Consider the following 17636-nt stretch of genomic DNA (forward strand, 5'->3'; position numbering starts at 1 on the left):
AAAAATTTGTTGGTCAAAAAATGGGAGCCGTGGATGAAAGCGGCTGGGGAACGTTCCCCAGCGTCACGTGTTTTCCATTTTTTGCCCCCCCATTTTTTGACCAACCCATTTTTTGACCAACCCATTTTTTGACCAACATTCTCCGACGGCCGCGACCAGCCCCCTCGATTCCGGGCCGATTAACGCCTCCGATGCACGCCGTGCATACCAGACATGACGGGAACGCATTGGACCCTAGACGCCGGTTAGTGAAGAATTCACAGCCTTCGACTAGCCGGGCCGTCATACTAACTGACTCGACGGTTCGGAACGTTTCGCGTCGTATTTCGTCCCCGCACCCAGGAAAAATCATGCCCCCGATCAACCGACTCGCTCGTTCCGTGACGGGCGTCGCGGCGCTGTGTCTCGGCACCGCCGGGTTTGCGCAAACCCCTCCCTCCGCCGTCTCCTCTGGCGGCAACAGCCAGATCACCAGCAAGTGCCCGGTGATGGGCAACGTCCCTGATCCGTCCAACCGGCACACCGCGGCCGGCGTCTTTTCCAACGGCGACTGGTGGCCGAACCAATTGAACCTGCAGATCCTGCATCAGAATTCGCTCAAGAGCAATCCGATGGGTGAAGGGTTCAATTATGCCGAAGAATTTAACAAGCTGGACCTCGATGAATTGAAACAGGACGTCGAGGCGTTGATGACGACTTCCCAAGATTGGTGGCCGGCGGACTATGGCCACTACGGCCCGTTCTTTATCCGCATGGCCTGGCACAGCGCCGGCACCTATCGCGTCGCCGACGGACGCGGCGGCGCCGGCGACGGCACACAGCGATTCGCGCCGCTGAACAGTTGGCCCGACAACGGCAACCTGGACAAGGCGCGGCGATTGCTTTGGCCGATCAAACAAAAGTACGGCAAGAAAATCTCCTGGGCCGACCTGATGGTCTTTGCCGGCAATTGTGCCCTCGAATCGGCGGGCTTTGAGACGATGGGATTCGCCGGCGGCCGCGAAGACGTCTGGGAACCGCAACAAGATGTCTACTGGGGACCAGAAACGCAGTGGTTGGGCGACAAACGCTACTCGGGTGATCGCGAATTGCAGAACCCCTTGGCCGCGGTCCAAATGGGGCTGATCTACGTCAATCCGGAAGGCCCCAATGGTAAGCCGGATCCGTTGGCGGCGGCCAAAGACATTCGTGAGACGTTCGGCCGCATGGCGATGAACGACGAAGAAACTGTGGCGTTGATCGCCGGCGGACACACCTTGGGCAAGGCCCACGGTGCGGCGGACCCGAGCAAGTTTGTCGGTCCCGCCCCCGAAGGCGCATCGCTGGAAGATCAAGGGTTGGGTTGGAAGAACAGCTTCGGGAAAGGCAATGCCGAAGACACCATCACCAGCGGACTGGAAGGTGCTTGGACGTCGACACCGGCCACCTGGTCCCACGGTTACTTTGAAAACCTGTTCGAATATGAATGGGAATTGACCAAGAGTCCCGCCGGCGCGCACCAGTGGACACCGAAAGACGATGCGGCCCAGGGGACCGTGCCCGACGCTCACGTTCCGGACAAGTCCCATGCCCCGATGATGTTCACGACCGACTTGGCGCTCAAACTGGATCCGATCTACGGTCCGATCTCGAAACGGTTCTACGAGAATCCGGACGAGTTCAACAAAGCATTCGCCAAGGCTTGGTACAAGCTGACGCATCGCGACATGGGCCCCGTCTCGCGCTGCCTGGGTCCTTGGGTTGCCGAGCCTCAATTGTGGCAAGACCCCGTGCCGCCGGTCGATCACGAATTGATCGGATCCGAAGAGATCGCCACGCTGAAAACGAAACTACTCAATTCCGGGCTCTCTATCTCCCAATTGGTCGAAACCGCATGGGCCTCCGCATCGACATTCCGCGACAGCGACAAACGAGGTGGAGCCAACGGCGCGCGGATCCGACTGGCGCCGCAAAAGGACTGGGATGTGAATCAGCCGGCAGAGCTGGCGAAGGTCCTCGAGACGCTGGAGAAGATTCAACGCGAGTTCAATGACGAACAGACCGGCGACATTCGGGTTTCGCTGGCCGACCTGATCGTGTTGGGCGGATCCGCGGCCGTGGAGGAAGCGGCCAAGCGAGCCGGCCATGACGTCGACGTTGCGTTCTATCCCGGTCGCACCGATGCGACTGCGGATCAGACCGATGTCGAAGGCTTCGCGGTGCTGGAGCCGAAAGCCGACGGGTTCCGAAACTACTTCGGTCACAAGTTGGACCGACCTGCCGAAGAGCTGTTGATCGACCGCGCCAACCTGTTGTCACTGACCGCACCGGAGATGACCGCCCTGGTCGGCGGCTTGCGTGTGTTGAACGCCAACGCGGACAACTTAAACCTCGGTGTGTTCACCGAGCGACCGGGGACGTTGACCAATGACTTCTTCGTCAACTTGCTGGACATGGACACGACGTGGCAAAAGTCACCGATCTGCGAACATTTCTTCGAAGGCCGTGACCGCCAGAGCGGCGACGTCAAATGGCGGGCGACCTCGGTGGATCTGGTGTTCGGTTCGAACTCGCAACTGCGAGCCATCGCCGAGGTCTACGCCAGCGCGGATGCGAAGCAAAAGTTTGCCGAGGACTTCGCGGCGGCCTGGAGCAAGGTGATGAACCTGGACCGCTTCGATCTCGAAAAGCGTTAACTCGCAGCATCACCGCCATCCCAGCGGGAAGCGTAAGCGAGCGGCACGCCACCCCAGCGGGAAGCGTCAGCGAGCGGCGCACGACGCGTCGCCTGGGCGGCGCATGACGCGGCGCCGCGTTCCGATCCATGCAAGCTCGAAGCGCAAGCGAGAGAGCCACTGACGCCGATCCCCACTTGCCACACGCCGCGTTTCTCTCAGCGAAATTCCAGCATCACGAATTGCTTCACGATTGACGACAGCGTCGAATCGCGGCTGTCAAACAAGCCGCTATAACCACGCCCATCGGTGAACTCAATCGCCGCGTTGCCCAACCGACAGCCCTGTTCATCAGATTCAAATAGAAATGGATGTCCGGTCGGGTCAAGCGTTTCACTTCGCGGCAGCCCGACCTTCGACAGATCATCAAGTGTCGCCGGGTCATCGCCGTACTTTAGCTTGTAACGGGCGACTGCGATCGCCGTGCGGGCATAGCGGCGTTCATTGGCGATCCCCGCAAACAGGATGGCGAAGTACTGTGTCGAACCGCCGGGGTGATGGTGTTGGTTGTACGCGGGGATCTGGAGTGCGAGGTCGAGCGCCGATTCGGATTGCGACGCCCATTCGTTTTCCAGTTCGATGACCTGCTTGATCGCGGCCAACGTGCCGATGCCGCGGACCCGCGAGAATTCATCCTGGTGCCGGAGCCACTGGATGCGGCGACTGGGGGCATACGTTTTGGGAATCGCGTCGTATCGCCAAGATTCGCTCACTTCGCCGCGCAGCAACCACGGCAACTGAGACAACTTTGTCCCGCGAAGACGGTTTTGCCATATGTCCTCCAGATCCCTTGATCCGTGAACCCGCCGGTCCAGTTGATTCAACTCGGCTTCGCCCCAAATCCCCGACGCGATCGAACGAGTTACCAGTGGCAGAATTCGCTGGGATGCAGACGCATTGATCCCAGGATCAAGACGCTCAAACAGATCAAACGCTTCGATCGCGCGGTCGGTTTGTTTGTCGCGTACCGCGGAGCGAAACTCGACCATCAGCAGATCGGTGAGACCGCGCGATTGCAGCATCCCATTCGAAAAACGGTAGGGATTGCCGAGTTCATTGGGCTGCCAGATTGCCGAGGCGCGGAACTTGAATTGTCGGACCATCTCCAGCAGCGGCGCCGCGTCGGCCAAGTACTCTGCGATGTAGGCGTCGACGGGGTGTTCCTGGTCCAGGTTGTCGAACAAGTCCTCTTGTTCGGCGAGCGCGTCGAACAGGAATTGATACTGATAGTTCAGCGAATCAACGGCGGCAATCAGCTCGCGATACGACTTGGTTTGCTCCTTGCTTGTGCGAGCGGCGTAATCGGCAGCCTCGGGCGATGGCGAATCGATCAACTCGGATGAGAAGGATTGTTCCAGCAGGGGGCGGATCGTCGCCGAACCGGCCTGCCACGTCGCGGCGGCGGAAACGCAAAACAGGATCAGCGCAATCGGCGGGGTCAGTGTCAGAGCGATCATCGCCCGATCGCGAGAGGTCTTTCGGGTCGCACTCATGGTTGTTTCCTGTGATTGAAATTGACGTATTCCCAGTCTCGGCCCCAAAGCTGGCCGTAGCCACTGATTCGCCCGAGCGTCATCGTTTCCATCGCCGGCATCGAACGCATTTCGTCCCCGTACCGGCTGGTCTGGAACACGCCGCCGGGTTGATGCAAAGCATGAAGCTTCAACCGCCAGCCCTGATCCTCGCTCCGGCCGGCAGACGCCTCAATTCCTTCCAGCAGGGCGATGAAAAAGGCATCCTGCATCCGAGGCTCCATCCAACCCACCAGGCCTTCGGGTTGGCATTCCAGAGCGGTCAGCCGGAAGTTGTAGTACCGGTCCTTGTCGTTTCGCAGCAGGGACTGCAACGTCGCCACCACCGCTCCGCGTCGCGCCGCCGATCGACTGGCCGGCGTTCCGATCGCGGCGATCGCCATTTGTACGGCGGCGTCATCGTCACGCTCCGGTGGCACGTCGTGTCGCAGTGTGTCGATCAACAAGACTTCCAGCCGATCGGCGATTTCCTGGTCCGTCAGCAAGCGACCGCGACGCAGCGCCGAAAGCAGAACCCCCGATGCATCCAACCAAGAAGCCAACTCGGCCCAGGCCGGATCGTTCTGGGCCGGATCGTTCTGGGCCGGATCGTTCTGGGCCTGACGCCAACGGAGCCGCGCCCGCATCATGCCGCCGTGCCAACGCTGATAGTCGTAAAGGTTGGTCTGCGCGATGAAATTGTCGTCGGGGCGAGACTTCAGCAACCGTACACTCGCCTGCGGATCCATCTGATAGTGTTCCAGGGATTCTTTCAGGTCACGCATGGGGTCGTTATAGGGATACGATAGGCGTTGGAAGCTGTCCAAAAAACCGCCCATCGGAATCGAGACAAAACGATGGCTACTCGCCGGGGCACTTTGTGCTTCGTTCAGCAACTGCTGTCGCTGATTGGGATGCATGGCCGGGATGGAAAGCACGTAGGAGGTCGCGACGCCGACCGGCAACAGCGTGATCACCGCCACCACGACCCCGGCAGCCAGGAACGTCACCGGTCGATCGGTGGAATCCATGTAGCGCCGCATCATCGACCAACTGGCGATCATCGGGGCAGCAATACACAGGACCAATCCCAAAATCGGGAACCCCAGCGAGACGTAGGCGAACGACAGCCAACCGGCCGCGATCAGCGACAGGATCGGGGCCAAGATGACCGACAAAATCAAGGTGCGGACGAACTGGCTGACCCATTGAGAAATTGAATAAATCACCGCGGCAAACATCAACATCGTGACGACCGTCGGCAATCCGGCGGCAAAGCCCGAGACACTTTCCTCGTGCACCACCGTCATGTTCCAAACGCCGTAGATCAACAGCGATCCGCTAAGGATCGAAATCGGCACCGCGTGCAATGCCAGATAGGCCTTGCGATGCGAAACGCCGCGGTCGGCCAGGAAACGGATCCGCTGCGATGCCCCGTCGTGCTTGAACACGCTGATCCCCAGCCAGCAAACCGCCAACGGAGCCAGCGGCAACAGCCAAAACAACAACCCCGTGATGCCGCGGTACCGATCCACCGCCGCAAGCTGAACGGCCGCAAGGAAGCTGATCAGCAGCATGCCGACCAAAATCGCCAGCATGCCTTTGGCCGAATGGAGCGATTGCCAAATGATCGGAGCGGTTTGGGTACCAAAGGCCGGCGCAATGGCATCGTTTGTTTCGCTTGCCGGCGAATGCGGCGAGACGTCCAGTAGCGGCGTCACCGCTGGCGCATCCGCGGCGCCGAGTGTGGCGATCGCCGCACGGTAGGTCAGCGGGGTCACGATCACAATCCCAAGCAGTGTGAACCCAAAGTTGATCCAATCCAGTTGCCCCGTCTGAAGTGAACGGCCGACGTACTCCGAAACCAACGACGTGGCAATCACCGGCGAGAACGCCAAGGGGATCAGCGCGATCAAAGAATAAAACTGGTTCTTGATCCGCCAGGCGACGAAATAGCCCGCCACCAAGACGAACAACGAATGGGAGATCCAAACGGGATAACTGAACGGGTTGCCGGAATAGCCGGTCGTGCTGCCGATCATCCAATACGACGTTTCGCGTCGTCCAAGACCAAACGTCGTGATGACCAACAGCGCAAACAGCCACATCACGGCCAAGCCGGCGATGGCGACCAACAATTTGGTCGTCGCGATCCGCTGGGACGAAATCGGCAGCAAGGCCAGCCAATCGATGGTGCGTTGCGAACGTTCCTGGCCGACTAATAACGGCCCCGCTCCGGTCGCGAACAGGCCCGGAAAGACCAGCATCGTCACTTCATGGGGCAGTCGAAAACGCAGCTGGCCTCCGATCGCGGCGTCCAGGATGGCGTTGATGACGATGATCAACAGCGAGACGGTCGCCAACAGTGCGATCAGTGGCGCAAGTTGACGCGTTTCCTTCCACCAAAACCAGGCGGTCGACGAAGCTTCGTGCCGCCTCGTTGTCAGTGCAGAGAGTGTTGCTTCGGTGGTCATGATCAGATGAGACTAAAGGATTCCATCGGGGTCTGACGTTCGTTCTAAATGGCCGCACTCATCGCCGCTGCCGGCCGATCGGTCGTGCAGGCGACAAAGATCTCCTCCAACGTCGCCACCCGCGTCCGAACCTCCGTCACGCCGGGAGTTTCGCGAAGCCCGTGGACCATCTCCGGCGTCAAATGCCGCACGAACAACTGACGCGAACGCCCCGATGTTTCCTCGGTCAACACCTCGGCCGGTTCCGGCGGCGGCGCGATCGACCGCAATGGATCGTCGACATCAATCACAACCTCGTGAATCGATTCACGCAATTCCGCCAGCGGGCCGTGCAAGCGAATCCGACCGCGGTGCAGGATCGCGATCGTGTCGGCAACCCGTTCGACTTCGCTGATCTGATGGCTGGACAGGAACACCGTTCGTCCCGTCGCCGCGCGGTCGATCATCGATTCCAGAAAGTTGCGGCGCACTTTGGGATCCAAACCACTGGTCGGCTCGTCCAGAATCAACACCGACGGGTCGTGGGCCAACGCAAGTGACAATGCGACTTTCGCCCGCTGGCCCTTGGACAGGTGACGGATCTTCTGTTCGGGGCGGATCTCATAGCGCCGAATCGACGCTTCGTAGGTCGGCAGAAACGATGCGTCATAGAACGATGCGGTGAAGCCGCCGATCTGGGCGACCGACATCCAGTCGTACAGCGCCGGCGCGTCGGAGACGTAGCCGATTTGACGTCGCACGCCCTGCGGGTCGCGCAGCGGGTTGATGCCGCACACCGAACACGAGCCGCTGGTCGGTTTCTGAAACCCGGTCAAGATCCGAATCATCGTCGTCTTGCCGGCACCGTTTTCACCCAACAACGCGAACACCGTTCCCGGTTGGATTTCCAAGCTGACGCCCATCAATGCGTCGCAACGACGAAAGTGCATCGTCAGGGCGTCGGTTGTGATCACGGGTTCCATCGCACGTTGACTCCGCTCATCTTGAAGGTCGTGTGTTTCTGTTTCGCTACTCATTTTTGACGCCTCCGTTTTCGCCCGGATCGGTCGACGTCACCAAGACCGCCGGTTCAGTCTCGCTCAGCTCGCGAAGATGATCCTCCACGAACGTCTTGATCTGCTTTTTCGAAAGCCCCGCGTGCCAAGCTTCCGACAAGACCGATCCGATCCGCTCGTTCAACACCGTCTCGCGATCGCCGCGACAGATCTCCACCGCGCCCTCGCGAACGACCATGCCGCGGCCGCGAAGGGTTTCGATCACCCCGTCGGCTTGCAGTTGGTTGAAGGCCCGGGCGACGGTGTTGGGATTGAGCGCGACTTGGTTGCTGAGCGCGCGGACGCTCGGCAGCAACTGCCCCGGGCGGATCGTGCCCGCGGCAACGGCGAACTTGACCTGCCGGACAAGCTGCAAATAGATCGCGACGTCGCTTTGAACGTCGATCGAAAAAAACATGGCTGGACCTGTGAAAAGGAACCAGTGGATGAGTGTGCTATTTAAATAGTAAGGTGGTGCGATTCGGCTGTCAACCACATTCCTTTTTTGTCGTGGCTGCCCTGATGATGCCGGCGGGCGTCAACCACCATTAGGCTTTGTCCCGCAACCCGTAGCGGAAGCCGCCAAGGCTTTCGTCTCGCAGCAGCCCACACGGGAAAAGCCGAAATTCTTGGCGAATTCCGCTACCACATATGACCCAGTCACCGAAATCCGAATCAGACACTCGACAACTGCGGATACTGACTCCTACCTTCCTGATCACTTCCCATCACTGCCAGCGCGATGCCCGAAGGACACAAGACACATTTCTATGCCCGTGAGCACACCGACTGGTTTTCCGGACAGCCGCTGCAGGTGACCAGTCCGCAAGGCCGATTCCGCGGCGACGCGAGAAAGGTTTCCGGCGTCGTGTTTGATCATTGCGAAGCGGTCGGCAAGCACCTGTTTTATCACTTCGAAAACGATCGAATGATTCATGTTCATCTCGGTCGCTACGGGAAATACCGCGTGCACGCCGCGCCGCCACCGCCGGCGGTCGGGGCGGTCCGCATGCGACTGGTGGGGCAAACACGTTCGCTGGACCTCAGCGGTCCCACCACCTGCCGTGTCATTGATCACGAGACTCGCGCCAAAGTGATCGAGAAGCTCGGCCCAGATCCGCTCGCTGATGGATCCTTGGCACGCAAGAAGGCATTGGTGTGGGACAAGGTTCAAAGCAGCAAGAAGCCGATCGGCGCACTCGTCTTGGATCAGTCGGTGATCGCGGGCGTCGGGAACATCTTTCGCGCCGAGTTGTTCTTTGAAACCGGAATCGACCCGCGGACCGCCGGTGCCGCGATCGATGAGACGACGTTCGACACGCTTTGGAAGTCCCTGATCAAGATGATGCGGAAGGGACTGAAGTACGGGAAGATCGTGACGGTCACGGCCAAAGAAGCCGCCGCGCCGCTTGCCACACTGGAAGGTCGCGATCGGTTTCGCGTGTATGGCAAAGCGACCTGCCCCCGATGCCAGCACGCGATCGAAACAATCGAAATCGCGGCGCGGGATTTGTATTGGTGCCCGCAGTGCCAAGCGAATGTGACGGTGGGGTAACCGCGTCGGATCAAAGGGTAAAGATTCAGCAAGCGTTGGCGTCTAGCCTTCAGGCGATTTTTTCTCGCTGCGTAGCAGCGAGGAGCGATCGCCCGGAAGGGCCGTCGTACTCGTTGCCGCGTCGCTACAGCGGACGGATGCGATGGACTTGGCCGCTGCGGAAGTGCCGGCGGGTCCCATCGACGATCAACTCCAGCGATCCGTCGTCGGCGATGCCGGTGCAGTGCCCGGTGATCAGTTCGCTGCTCTGTCGGAGCGACAGCTCGTTGCCGGCGAGCGCGCAACGCATTCGATATTGCCGGATCAGTGCCGCCGGGTCTCCCGTTAGCTCGCCGAGCATTTCCGTGAGGGACTCGGCGTGGGCGGCCAGCAGTGTTTCGCGGCCGACGTGTCGCGCGGTGATCTCGGCGATCGATGCCGGCGGGGTGGCGTGCGGGGCATTCAATTCGGGTGTGCCGTTCAGGTTCAATCCGACACCGATCACCAACCGCTGATCGATCGAGGCGGCCGTTTCGATCAGGATGCCGCCGAGTTTAAAAAGCGAGGGCGAGACGGCAGGCTCGGGTGAACGCAGGACGCAAATGTCGTTGGGCCATTTCAGCGCGACGCGGCAGGGTGCACAGGCGAATTCGATGGCGCGTGCGACGGCGACGCCGACGGCCGGGGACAAGACGGCGGCACCGCGGTGGGCCAGATCAAATTCCACGGCCAAGGAAAACGTCAGCGCGTCGTCTTCGCTGACCCAGGCATTTCCGTGGCGGCCCCGGCCGGCGGTTTGGCGATCGGCCAAGTACAGCCGCGGCAGCAAGCCCTCGTCGATCTGCCCGGATTGCAAATCGGCCAGCGCGTCGCTGTTGGTCGATGCGGTGCTGCGGCGATAGACCGCCGACGCGACCACCCCGTCGCCGATCAGCGTGTCGAGCGTGTGACGCAGGCCGGGTGTGACGCCGGGGTCACAATTTAAAACGGCATCCAAAGTCCGAGCGACATCCAGGTTACGAGTGCGAACAACAACAGCAATCCGATGGCGACCAGTTGCCAGTGCAGCGGCGTGTCTCGCGAACGTAGCGGCGTGCCGAATTCCCGCTCGACGAATTCGTCGTAATCAAAGTCGTCGTCGTCTTCGTCGTCGTAGCTCATCGGAACGGTGATTGTGGGAGAGGCTTCCAGCTTGTCAAACCGTGCTGACAGGCTGGAAGCCTATCCCACATTTGTCAGCCGAACAATCCGAGCGGCCCGGCGGTGGAGCCGGCGGAGTAGAAGTTCCGAATGTTGGGGATCACGTCGACCAGATCTTGATTGTTTCCGACGCCGAACCACATCGCCAGATCGGCGGCAAATTCGTCGACCGAGGTGGTCGGGATCAGCCGTCCGCGGCCCAGGTTCAGGTTGCCGGCGAACGAGTCGACGGGGTTCAGTAAGTCTGTCGGGTAGTTGCCGAACAGTTTCCCGCCGGCGACACTGCCGCCGGCGACGATCTGGTTGCCGCCCCAGGCGTGGTCACTGCCCTGGCCGTTGGAGCCCAAGGTTCGGGCGAAGTCCGAGGCGGTGAATAGGGCGACGTCGTTTTCGATGCCCAGTTCGACGGTGGCGTCATAGAACGATCGGATCGCGCGGCTGACTTCGGCCAGATTGGTTTGCTGGGCTCCGATCAGACCGCTGTGATTGTCCCAGCCGCCGTTGGTGACGAAGAAGATCTGCCGCGTCTGGCCCAGGGCCTGCCGGGCACCGATCACCTTGGCAACCATCTTGAGCTGGTTGCTGGGGTTTTCCGACGCAAAGGGAGTGTTGATCGTCACCGCATCGGTGGCCTGGTTGAACTCCAGCGCCGCTTCGGCTGAATTGCGATGGGTTTCGGCAAACGATTTTGCGATGAGATCGCTGTAGGTCTGGTCCAGGATATTGTTAATGGCTCTGGAATTCATTAAATCCTGGCGTCCCAGGCTTCCCGCGTACCCGTTCACCTTGGTCGCACCGCCCGTTCCGATGGCATAGGGGATCACGTCCGAACCGGTCTGGAACAGGTTCATTCCGTTGACCGAGATGTTCATCGAGACGGCCGGATTCGAATTGGTGCTTTGCAGCAGATCGGCCATCCGGCCGCCCCATCCGGTGATCTGGCTGCGCGATTGCGGGAACCCGGTTTGCCAGTGGCGTTGCAGGTCGGCATGAGAAAACAAGCCCAGCGGGAGCCCGGCGCGGGAGTTGTATTGTGCCCGCGTGGTCGGTTCGACCAGCGATCCGACGTTGGCGACGAAGCTTAGCTTGCCGGTGTTGTAAAGCCCGGCCACACCGGTGGTGGACGGGTCGGGCAACGGATCGGGCTGGGGATCATCATAGGCTTGGGAGGCCATGCCGGGGTGCAGCCCAAAGTTCCTCGAATCGGGGCCGAGGATCGGAACCAACGCGTTCTGGTCCAAGGCCAGACCGCCGGGATTGTTGTCGGGGTCATGAATCCCGCCACGCACACTGACGTAGTTGCCGTACTCCCCGCTGGTCGCGGTCCCGTCGTAAGGCGCGAGCATGTTGTAGGAATCGTTGCCGCCGAGCAGAAACAGGCAAACGATCGCCTTGTACCCGGTCGGATTCGTTTCCGCTGCCATCAGCGACTTGGTCGCCTGGAGGTTCAACAACGTTGCCATCAACGACGTGTTCGTCATCAAGCCGCACCCGCCGGCGGCTTTGAGCAACGCGCGACGTGAGGTGAAGACCGATTCGTTGCGGTGAAGATTCATGGCAGAGGATCCGGAAAAGCAGAAGAGTGTTCAAAGAGCTCCGAGGCGACTTCCTCGAAGCGATGACGCGGCGGCCAGACCGCCGCGGGGCTATTGTTCGACCGCGCAGTCGGGAGACAGCAACACGGCGTTGAGCATCACTTCGACGCGTTGGACGTTCGAGGCACGCGGTTCGCTAAGGATGGCGTCCTTGATGCTGGTCTTGGTCGCTTCGCTCATCGAACCGTTGCACAGCCAGAGGTCGAATCGACACAGGATCTCATCCAGATTTTCCAGATCGCGGGCCAATTCCAATTCCGGTTCCAAGTGGAAGCTGATCCGGCAACTGCCCTCGCGCATCCCGTACTGCACGTAACGGTTGTAGGCCCAGCTACGCAACCGGTTGAGCGTCTTGTTGGCGGTCACGCCGTTGAGGATTTGAAACTCGGGTGCGAACAGTGAGTCATAGGGATTTCGCCGAGTCGGTGTGTAGCCGATCAAGTCGCCCGGGGGCTGAAAATCGGGCAAATAAAAATTGAATACGCTCGGCGATCGGAACGCCATCTGACCGATCTCGTCGCCAACGTTGCGCGAAAGCATCATGTAGCCGGCGGGATAGTTCGTCGTCGGTCGCATCGCTCGGATCAGCGACGTCAGGCGCAGGATCGGTTCGCGCAAACGGCTGTACTCGGTGCCACGCGTGATCACATCCACCCGCAGCGGATTCCGCCGCCGCACCGGACGCTGGCCACGGTACAGTTCCGGGTCGGTCAAGATCGCCTTGATGACCGACCGCAGATCGCCGCGGACGCCGTCTCCGTTGTCATTAAAAACACGCGTCACCCGTCTCAGGTAACCGCGTGACGGATTGGATTTGACCAACCGCTGGATCAACAGGCGACAAATGAACGGCGCCACGTTGGGGTGATTGGCGATCGCGTCCAGCCCCGCGCCGATTTCCGCCTTGACGTCGTCTTGCGTCATCGTTGTCGGAAGCGGCGGCAGCACCGTGCCGAAGACCGTCTTGCTGGCCGGGGCATTGGGGTCTTCTGAATAATTCAAGTTGTTGTCGTGCTCGGGGACATGGATCTGCATCGGCTCGCCGAAGTTCCGCGGCACGTAAAAGTCGCTTCTGGAATAGTGCTTGTACTTGAATCCGGTGAACAGCCGCCCCAGCTCCTTGATCTGTTCGTTGTCGTAGGTGGGGATCAAGTTGCCATTCTCGTCCGTCTTCAGTCGGCCGTCCTGATGCAGGTGGTACAGCCCGACCGAAAACAGCTGCATGATTTCGCGCGCATAGTTCTCGTCGGGAAACCGTCCCGCCGAGAGATTGGCTTTGCGATTGCCGCGGGAACTGAGCCAGTCTCCCATGCAGGGGTGGTAGGTGACGTCTTCCAACAGTTCGCGGTACGTCCCATCGATCCCTTCGGACAGCATGTCGTAATAGTGGGACATCCCCAACCAATCCACGATCGTCACCTGGCCTCCGCCGATCGATCGCCGGTCGTCGTTGTTAAATCCCGTTCCCGAGTCGCCGATCACAAAGATCTGTGACAGTGCCCACGCGACCCGTTGGCGAAGCTGATCTTCGCCGGTCAGTGCGATGTGCCACCATGCCTGGTACCGATACAACGAAACACTGATGCCCTGTGTGTCCGGCTCGTTCCCATCGACTTGAATGATGTCCAACGCCACGTCTTGATGTGACGTCGCGGGCAGCGCGAATTGCTGGTCAATCCATTGCGATGTCGCGCGCTTGTAACCGACTTCACTGATCCGGCGGGCGAGTGATTCGATCGACTCCTGGGTCGGACCAAACGTCGCTTTGGAAAGAAACTGTGCCGCGCGAACCTTGGCCTTCATCAGCCGGATCTCTCGCGCGGTTTTGACCGGGAACTCACCGGCTTGAGCCCCCACGGTGCTGAACCCCCAAGTGCCAATCACGGCAAGGACCAACAACACCCCTCGAAATCGATCGCATCGCGTTCGCATGACCACCACCTACGACTCGGCGCGATGACACACCGGCCGATAAGAGAAAGACGAGACAGGAGATGAGTCTGGCCGGACGCCGAAGATGCCCGCTTCGGCGACGACAAGGTGTTCGAAAGTAACGACAACGAATTCGCGATGCAAAGCGCAACGACCGCCAGCGACTCCTTAACCGCCAAATAATTCACCACTCTCCCCCCTTGAGGACTGGCGAAGCCTGCGTTTTGTATCGAACCGTATCGCCTGCCCACCCCATCGGCCCGTTCCAGCACTCCACCCAGGTGCTCGCCAGCTGGTCGATGACTGTTTGATGTAGCGACGCTCGCCAGAGCTTGGAAAATGCAAGGCATCCAGCGGCAGCCAAGGTCGCCACGATTGCTCGGCAATTCATGTCGTTTGCTGTACAACATGCTGTCAGCGACTCGATGCCAATGCCTTTCAGATCCACGCGAGACGATTGAATACGCCTGCACCTGAGAACCGTCCGGCCGACAACCGAAGCAGTGATCGCCGCAGCCGTGATCCGCTGATCGATCGGTTCGGTCGCGTGCACCGCAGTCTGCGGATGAGCGTGACGGACCGCTGCAACCTGCGTTGTTTTTATTGCATGCCCGAAGTCGGCGCCGAGTTCGCGCCGCGGGAGACGTTGCTGACGTTTGAAGAGATCGAGCGGATCGCCAGGCTGCTGGTGTCGCGTTGTGACATCGCAGACATTCGGTTGACCGGCGGTGAACCGCTGGTGCGAAAGGATTTGCCCAAGCTGGTCGCGATGCTCTCGGCGATCAGCGGATTGAACGATTTGTCGTTGACGACCAACGGGATGTTGCTGGAGCAGTTCGCCGGACCGCTGCGTCAGGCGGGTCTGAAGCGATTGAACATCAGCATCGACACATTGGACGAAGCGAACTTTCAAACGGTCTCGCGGCGAAGTGGAATCGATCAGGTTGTCCGCGGGATCGACGCCGCGATCGCGACGGGATTTGAGACGATCAAACTGAACACGACGGCGGTCAAAGGGGTCACCGAAACGGAAATCGTTTCGTTGGTGAAGTTCGCCATCGAGCGGAACGTTCAAATTCGGTTCATCGAGTTCATGCCGCTGGACACCGACCGATCGTGGCGGACCGAGAATGTGCTCAGCGGAGCGACGATCCGTGGCATCATCGAGCGGGAATTCGGACCGATGGTTCCGGTACCGCCGCCGGTCGCCTCGCAACCGGCAACAGATTTTCGGCTTGCCGGGGGACAGCCGATCGGATTGATCCAGTCGGTGACCGAGCCGTTTTGTGATGCATGCGACCGAATTCGTTTAACCGCGGACGGAGCGATTCGAAACTGTCTGTTTTCCCAGAACGAGTTTCCGATCCGTGATCTGGTCCGCAGCGGGGCAAGTGACGACGCATTGATCGATCAATTCAAGGCGGCGGTTTCGGCCAAGGCGGCCGGCCACGGGATTGACGACGGTGGCTTTTCGCCTCCGCAGCGGCCGATGTATTCGATCGGCGGGTGAGGGCATCCGTGTTGGCCCCTTCTTCTCTCTTGCGAGGAATCTGTCGCGCCACTCTGTTAGCCGGCTGATCGAAAGATTAAATTACCGGCCATGAACAATCTATTTGAATTAAAAAGCGACGTCGCGGCGGTGATTGGCGGAACCGGCGAACTGGGCGGGCTGATGGCAGAGTCACTCGGGTCGGCGGGCGCGAAGGTCGCCGTGATCGGTCGCAACGCCGAGCGTGGTGAAGCGCGAGCGAAGAAGATCACCGACGCCGGCGGCGAGGCAAAGTTTTTTGCCGCCGACGGGTTGAGTGCCGAGTCGCTCGATGCGGCCCGCGTCGCGATCGCCGACTGGGCCGGCGCCCCGACATCGGTGCTGGTCAACGCGGCTGGTGGAAACCGTCCCGAGGCGACGATTCCGCCGGGCGGCGATTTCTGCAAGTTGCCGCTGGACGCTTGGCGCGACGTGTTCGATCTGAACCTGGTCGGCGGTGCGTTGTTGCCCAGCCAGATCTTTGGCCAGGACATGATCGACGCCGGCGTCGGCAGCATCATCAACATCGCTTCGATGAGCGGCATCATCCCGCTCTCGCGCGTCGTGGCTTACTCGGCCGCCAAAAGCGCGGTGATCAACCTGACGATGTGGCTGGCCCGCGAATGGGCGACCACGGGCGTTCGGGTCAACGCGATCAGCCCCGGATTCTTCCCCGCTGAACAGAACCGCAAGTTGCTGTTCAACGACGACGGCAGCTACACCGAACGTGGCGGTCAGATCATCGGACACACACCGATGGGCCGATTCGGAAAACCGGAAGAGTTGGCCGGCGCGACGATCTGGCTGGCCAGCCGAAACGCGTCGTCCTTTGTGACCGGCCAAAACATCGCGATCGATGGCGGATTCGCATCGGTCACCATCTGACAACACCGTGGGATAGGCTTCCAGCCTGTCAAACACAACCGCCGCCAGGCTGGAAGCCTATCCCACTTTCCCCCAACCACTTCGTCGCCCAACGAGACCCTCGGAAATGATCGAACTTCGCAATGATGCCAAGTATGCCCTCGTCATCCCCACCAGCATGGGCACGCGTCTGACGCCCGTCGACCATCAGCCGTTTCACTGCAGTGACACGTTCAAGATGCAAGCGACCAGCGCCGAATCGAACGTCGGCAGCGTGTCGTCGTTCCTGGGGTTGCCGGTCAAGATCCTGACGGCGTTCGTCAAAGACAGCCCGATCGCACGTTTCATCAAGGATGATCTGGCGCGGCGACACATGGATTACGAAGGGCCGGAATTCGAACAAGCAACCCCTTGGGGCGTTCGCCACCAGATCAACATGGCCGACAGCGGTTGGGGATCGCGCGGGCCGCGCGTCCAAAACGATCGCGCCGGCGAAGTCGGGCGTCTGCTGAATGCCAAAGACTTTGACCTGGATCGCATCTTCCGCGACGAAGGTGCCAAGATTGTTCACATGTCCGGGCTGATCGCGGCACTGTCCGAAGACACCAGCCAGTTCTGCCTGGAGATCGCCCGTGCCGCCAAAAAACATGGCGCACGCATCTCGTTCGACCTCAACCACCGCGCATCGTTTTGGGTCGGACGTGAAGAAGAACTGTCGGCCGCCTTCAAAGAGATCGCCAGCTTGTCGGACATCCTGATCGGCAACGAAGAGGATTTCCAATTGTGCTTGGATATCCAGGGGCCCGAGGCCGGCGGCAAAGACATCGCGGCCAAAATCGAAGGCTTCAAGGAAATGATTCGCCGCGTGAAAAAGGAGTACGCCGACACGACCTTGTTCGCCACAACGCTGCGAGAAGTGGAAAGCGCGAACTCCCACATGTGGGGCGCGATCGTTTCTCACGGTGAAGAGTACATGGTCGTCGAACCTCGCCAAATCGGCGTGCTCGATCGGATCGGTGGCGGTGACGGTTTCGTCGGCGGATTGCTGTACGGCGTGCTCAACGGATGGGATGTCGAAAAGAGCACCCAATTCGGCTGGGCCACCGGCGCCCTGGCCGCGACCATGCTGACCGATTACGGCCAACCGGCCGATGAAGACCAGGTGTGGAGCATCTGGCAAGGCAACGCCCGCGTCAAACGCTAGCCGGACAGGAACGATTGTGCCAATCGTTCGGAGAGCAGTTGAGACA

Annotated in this window: 13 protein-coding genes; 5 read left to right on the plus strand and 8 right to left on the minus strand. The window is 60.2% G+C overall.

What is annotated here, in order from left to right; all coding sequences use genetic code 11:
* The first annotated feature begins 488 nt into the window (after positions 1–488).
* Positions 489–2675, plus strand: coding sequence for a catalase/peroxidase HPI (gene katG, locus H1B37_RS09990; protein WP_182866635.1), 2187 nt, complete (start codon positions 489–491; stop codon positions 2673–2675).
* A gap of 197 nt (positions 2676–2872) precedes the next feature.
* Here the strand turns inward: katG and H1B37_RS09995 are convergent, their stop codons facing one another.
* The 4 genes from H1B37_RS09995 to H1B37_RS10010 are packed head-to-tail and all read right to left on the minus strand — an operon-like array spanning position 2873 to position 8151.
* Entirely contained in the window at positions 2873–4207 is a 1335-nt protein-coding gene (locus H1B37_RS09995) for a hypothetical protein (RefSeq protein ID WP_182866509.1), read from the minus strand.
* Entirely contained in the window at positions 4204–6699 is a 2496-nt protein-coding gene (locus H1B37_RS10000) for an ABC transporter permease (RefSeq protein ID WP_182866510.1), read from the minus strand. The genes H1B37_RS09995 and H1B37_RS10000 overlap by 4 nt, the downstream gene beginning before the upstream one ends.
* Before the next feature lie 44 nt (positions 6700–6743).
* On the minus strand, positions 6744–7715 hold the full coding sequence (locus tag H1B37_RS10005) for an ABC transporter ATP-binding protein (RefSeq protein WP_436298262.1): 972 nt from the start codon (positions 7713–7715) through the stop codon (positions 6744–6746).
* Positions 7708–8151, minus strand: a complete 444-nt coding sequence (locus H1B37_RS10010; protein WP_182866511.1) for a GntR family transcriptional regulator — start codon at positions 8149–8151, stop codon at positions 7708–7710. Before H1B37_RS10010 ends, H1B37_RS10005 begins: the two co-directional genes overlap by 8 nt.
* A gap of 324 nt (positions 8152–8475) precedes the next feature.
* Here H1B37_RS10010 and H1B37_RS10015 point away from each other — a divergent pair, with 324 nt between their 5' ends.
* Positions 8476–9288 (plus strand): Fpg/Nei family DNA glycosylase, encoded by an 813-nt coding sequence (locus H1B37_RS10015; RefSeq protein ID WP_182866512.1) that lies wholly within the window; start codon positions 8476–8478, stop codon positions 9286–9288.
* Positions 9289–9412: 124 nt separating this feature from the next.
* Here H1B37_RS10015 and H1B37_RS10020 read toward each other — a convergent pair whose 3' ends face one another.
* From H1B37_RS10020 to H1B37_RS10035, 4 genes are all read right to left on the minus strand, one after another.
* Positions 9413–10264: a biotin--[acetyl-CoA-carboxylase] ligase gene (locus tag H1B37_RS10020; RefSeq protein ID WP_182866513.1), complete on the minus strand. Its 852-nt coding sequence runs from the start codon at positions 10262–10264 to the stop codon at positions 9413–9415.
* Complete coding sequence (locus tag H1B37_RS10025) at positions 10249–10428, minus strand: hypothetical protein (RefSeq protein ID WP_182866514.1); 180 nt, start codon at positions 10426–10428, stop codon at positions 10249–10251. The genes H1B37_RS10020 and H1B37_RS10025 overlap by 16 nt, the downstream gene beginning before the upstream one ends.
* A 74-nt stretch (positions 10429–10502) precedes the next feature.
* The gene (locus tag H1B37_RS10030) at positions 10503–12023 is read right to left on the minus strand and encodes a DUF1501 domain-containing protein (RefSeq protein ID WP_182866515.1); all 1521 of its coding nucleotides are present in this window, start codon (positions 12021–12023) and stop codon (positions 10503–10505) included.
* A gap of 90 nt (positions 12024–12113) precedes the next feature.
* A complete protein-coding gene (locus H1B37_RS10035; RefSeq protein ID WP_182866516.1) occupies positions 12114–13964 on the minus strand; it encodes a DUF1800 family protein in 1851 nt (616 codons plus the stop codon).
* Between the two features lie 487 nt (positions 13965–14451).
* Between H1B37_RS10035 and moaA the strand changes: the two genes are divergently transcribed.
* The 3 genes from moaA to H1B37_RS10050 all read left to right on the plus strand — a co-directional run bounded on the left by moaA (position 14452) and on the right by H1B37_RS10050 (position 17590).
* A complete protein-coding gene (gene moaA, locus H1B37_RS10040; RefSeq protein WP_286177591.1) occupies positions 14452–15504 on the plus strand; it encodes a GTP 3',8-cyclase MoaA in 1053 nt (350 codons plus the stop codon).
* 90 nt (positions 15505–15594) lie between these two features.
* Positions 15595–16407 carry an SDR family oxidoreductase gene (locus tag H1B37_RS10045; protein ID WP_182866517.1) on the plus strand — a complete coding sequence of 271 codons (813 nt, stop codon included), beginning with the start codon at positions 15595–15597 and terminating at the stop codon, positions 16405–16407.
* A gap of 106 nt (positions 16408–16513) precedes the next feature.
* Positions 16514–17590: a sugar kinase gene (locus H1B37_RS10050; protein ID WP_182866518.1), complete on the plus strand. Its 1077-nt coding sequence runs from the start codon at positions 16514–16516 to the stop codon at positions 17588–17590.
* Positions 17591–17636: the final 46 nt, after the last annotated feature.

Origin of the sequence: Stieleria mannarensis (genome assembly GCF_014154935.1) — a bacterium.
Lineage (GTDB): Bacteria > Planctomycetota > Planctomycetia > Pirellulales > Pirellulaceae > Stieleria > Stieleria mannarensis.

What these genes read in the sequence shown, in the direction of transcription:
- katG (WP_182866635.1), top strand. Translation starts at nt 489, where the DNA reads ATGGGCAACGTCCCTGATCCGTCCAACCGGCACACCGCGGCCGGCGTC.
- H1B37_RS09995 (WP_182866509.1), bottom strand. Translation starts at nt 4,207, where the DNA reads ATGAGTGCGACCCGAAAGACCTCTCGCGATCGGGCGATGATCGCTCTG.
- H1B37_RS10000 (WP_182866510.1), bottom strand. Translation starts at nt 6,699, where the DNA reads ATGACCACCGAAGCAACACTCTCTGCACTGACAACGAGGCGGCACGAA.
- H1B37_RS10005 (WP_436298262.1), bottom strand. Translation starts at nt 7,715, where the DNA reads ATGAGTAGCGAAACAGAAACACACGACCTTCAAGATGAGCGGAGTCAA.
- H1B37_RS10010 (WP_182866511.1), bottom strand. Translation starts at nt 8,151, where the DNA reads ATGTTTTTTTCGATCGACGTTCAAAGCGACGTCGCGATCTATTTGCAG.
- H1B37_RS10015 (WP_182866512.1), top strand. Translation starts at nt 8,476, where the DNA reads ATGCCCGAAGGACACAAGACACATTTCTATGCCCGTGAGCACACCGAC.
- H1B37_RS10025 (WP_182866514.1), bottom strand. Translation starts at nt 10,428, where the DNA reads ATGAGCTACGACGACGAAGACGACGACGACTTTGATTACGACGAATTC.
- H1B37_RS10030 (WP_182866515.1), bottom strand. Translation starts at nt 12,023, where the DNA reads ATGAATCTTCACCGCAACGAATCGGTCTTCACCTCACGTCGCGCGTTG.
- H1B37_RS10045 (WP_182866517.1), top strand. Translation starts at nt 15,595, where the DNA reads ATGAACAATCTATTTGAATTAAAAAGCGACGTCGCGGCGGTGATTGGC.
- H1B37_RS10050 (WP_182866518.1), top strand. Translation starts at nt 16,514, where the DNA reads ATGATCGAACTTCGCAATGATGCCAAGTATGCCCTCGTCATCCCCACC.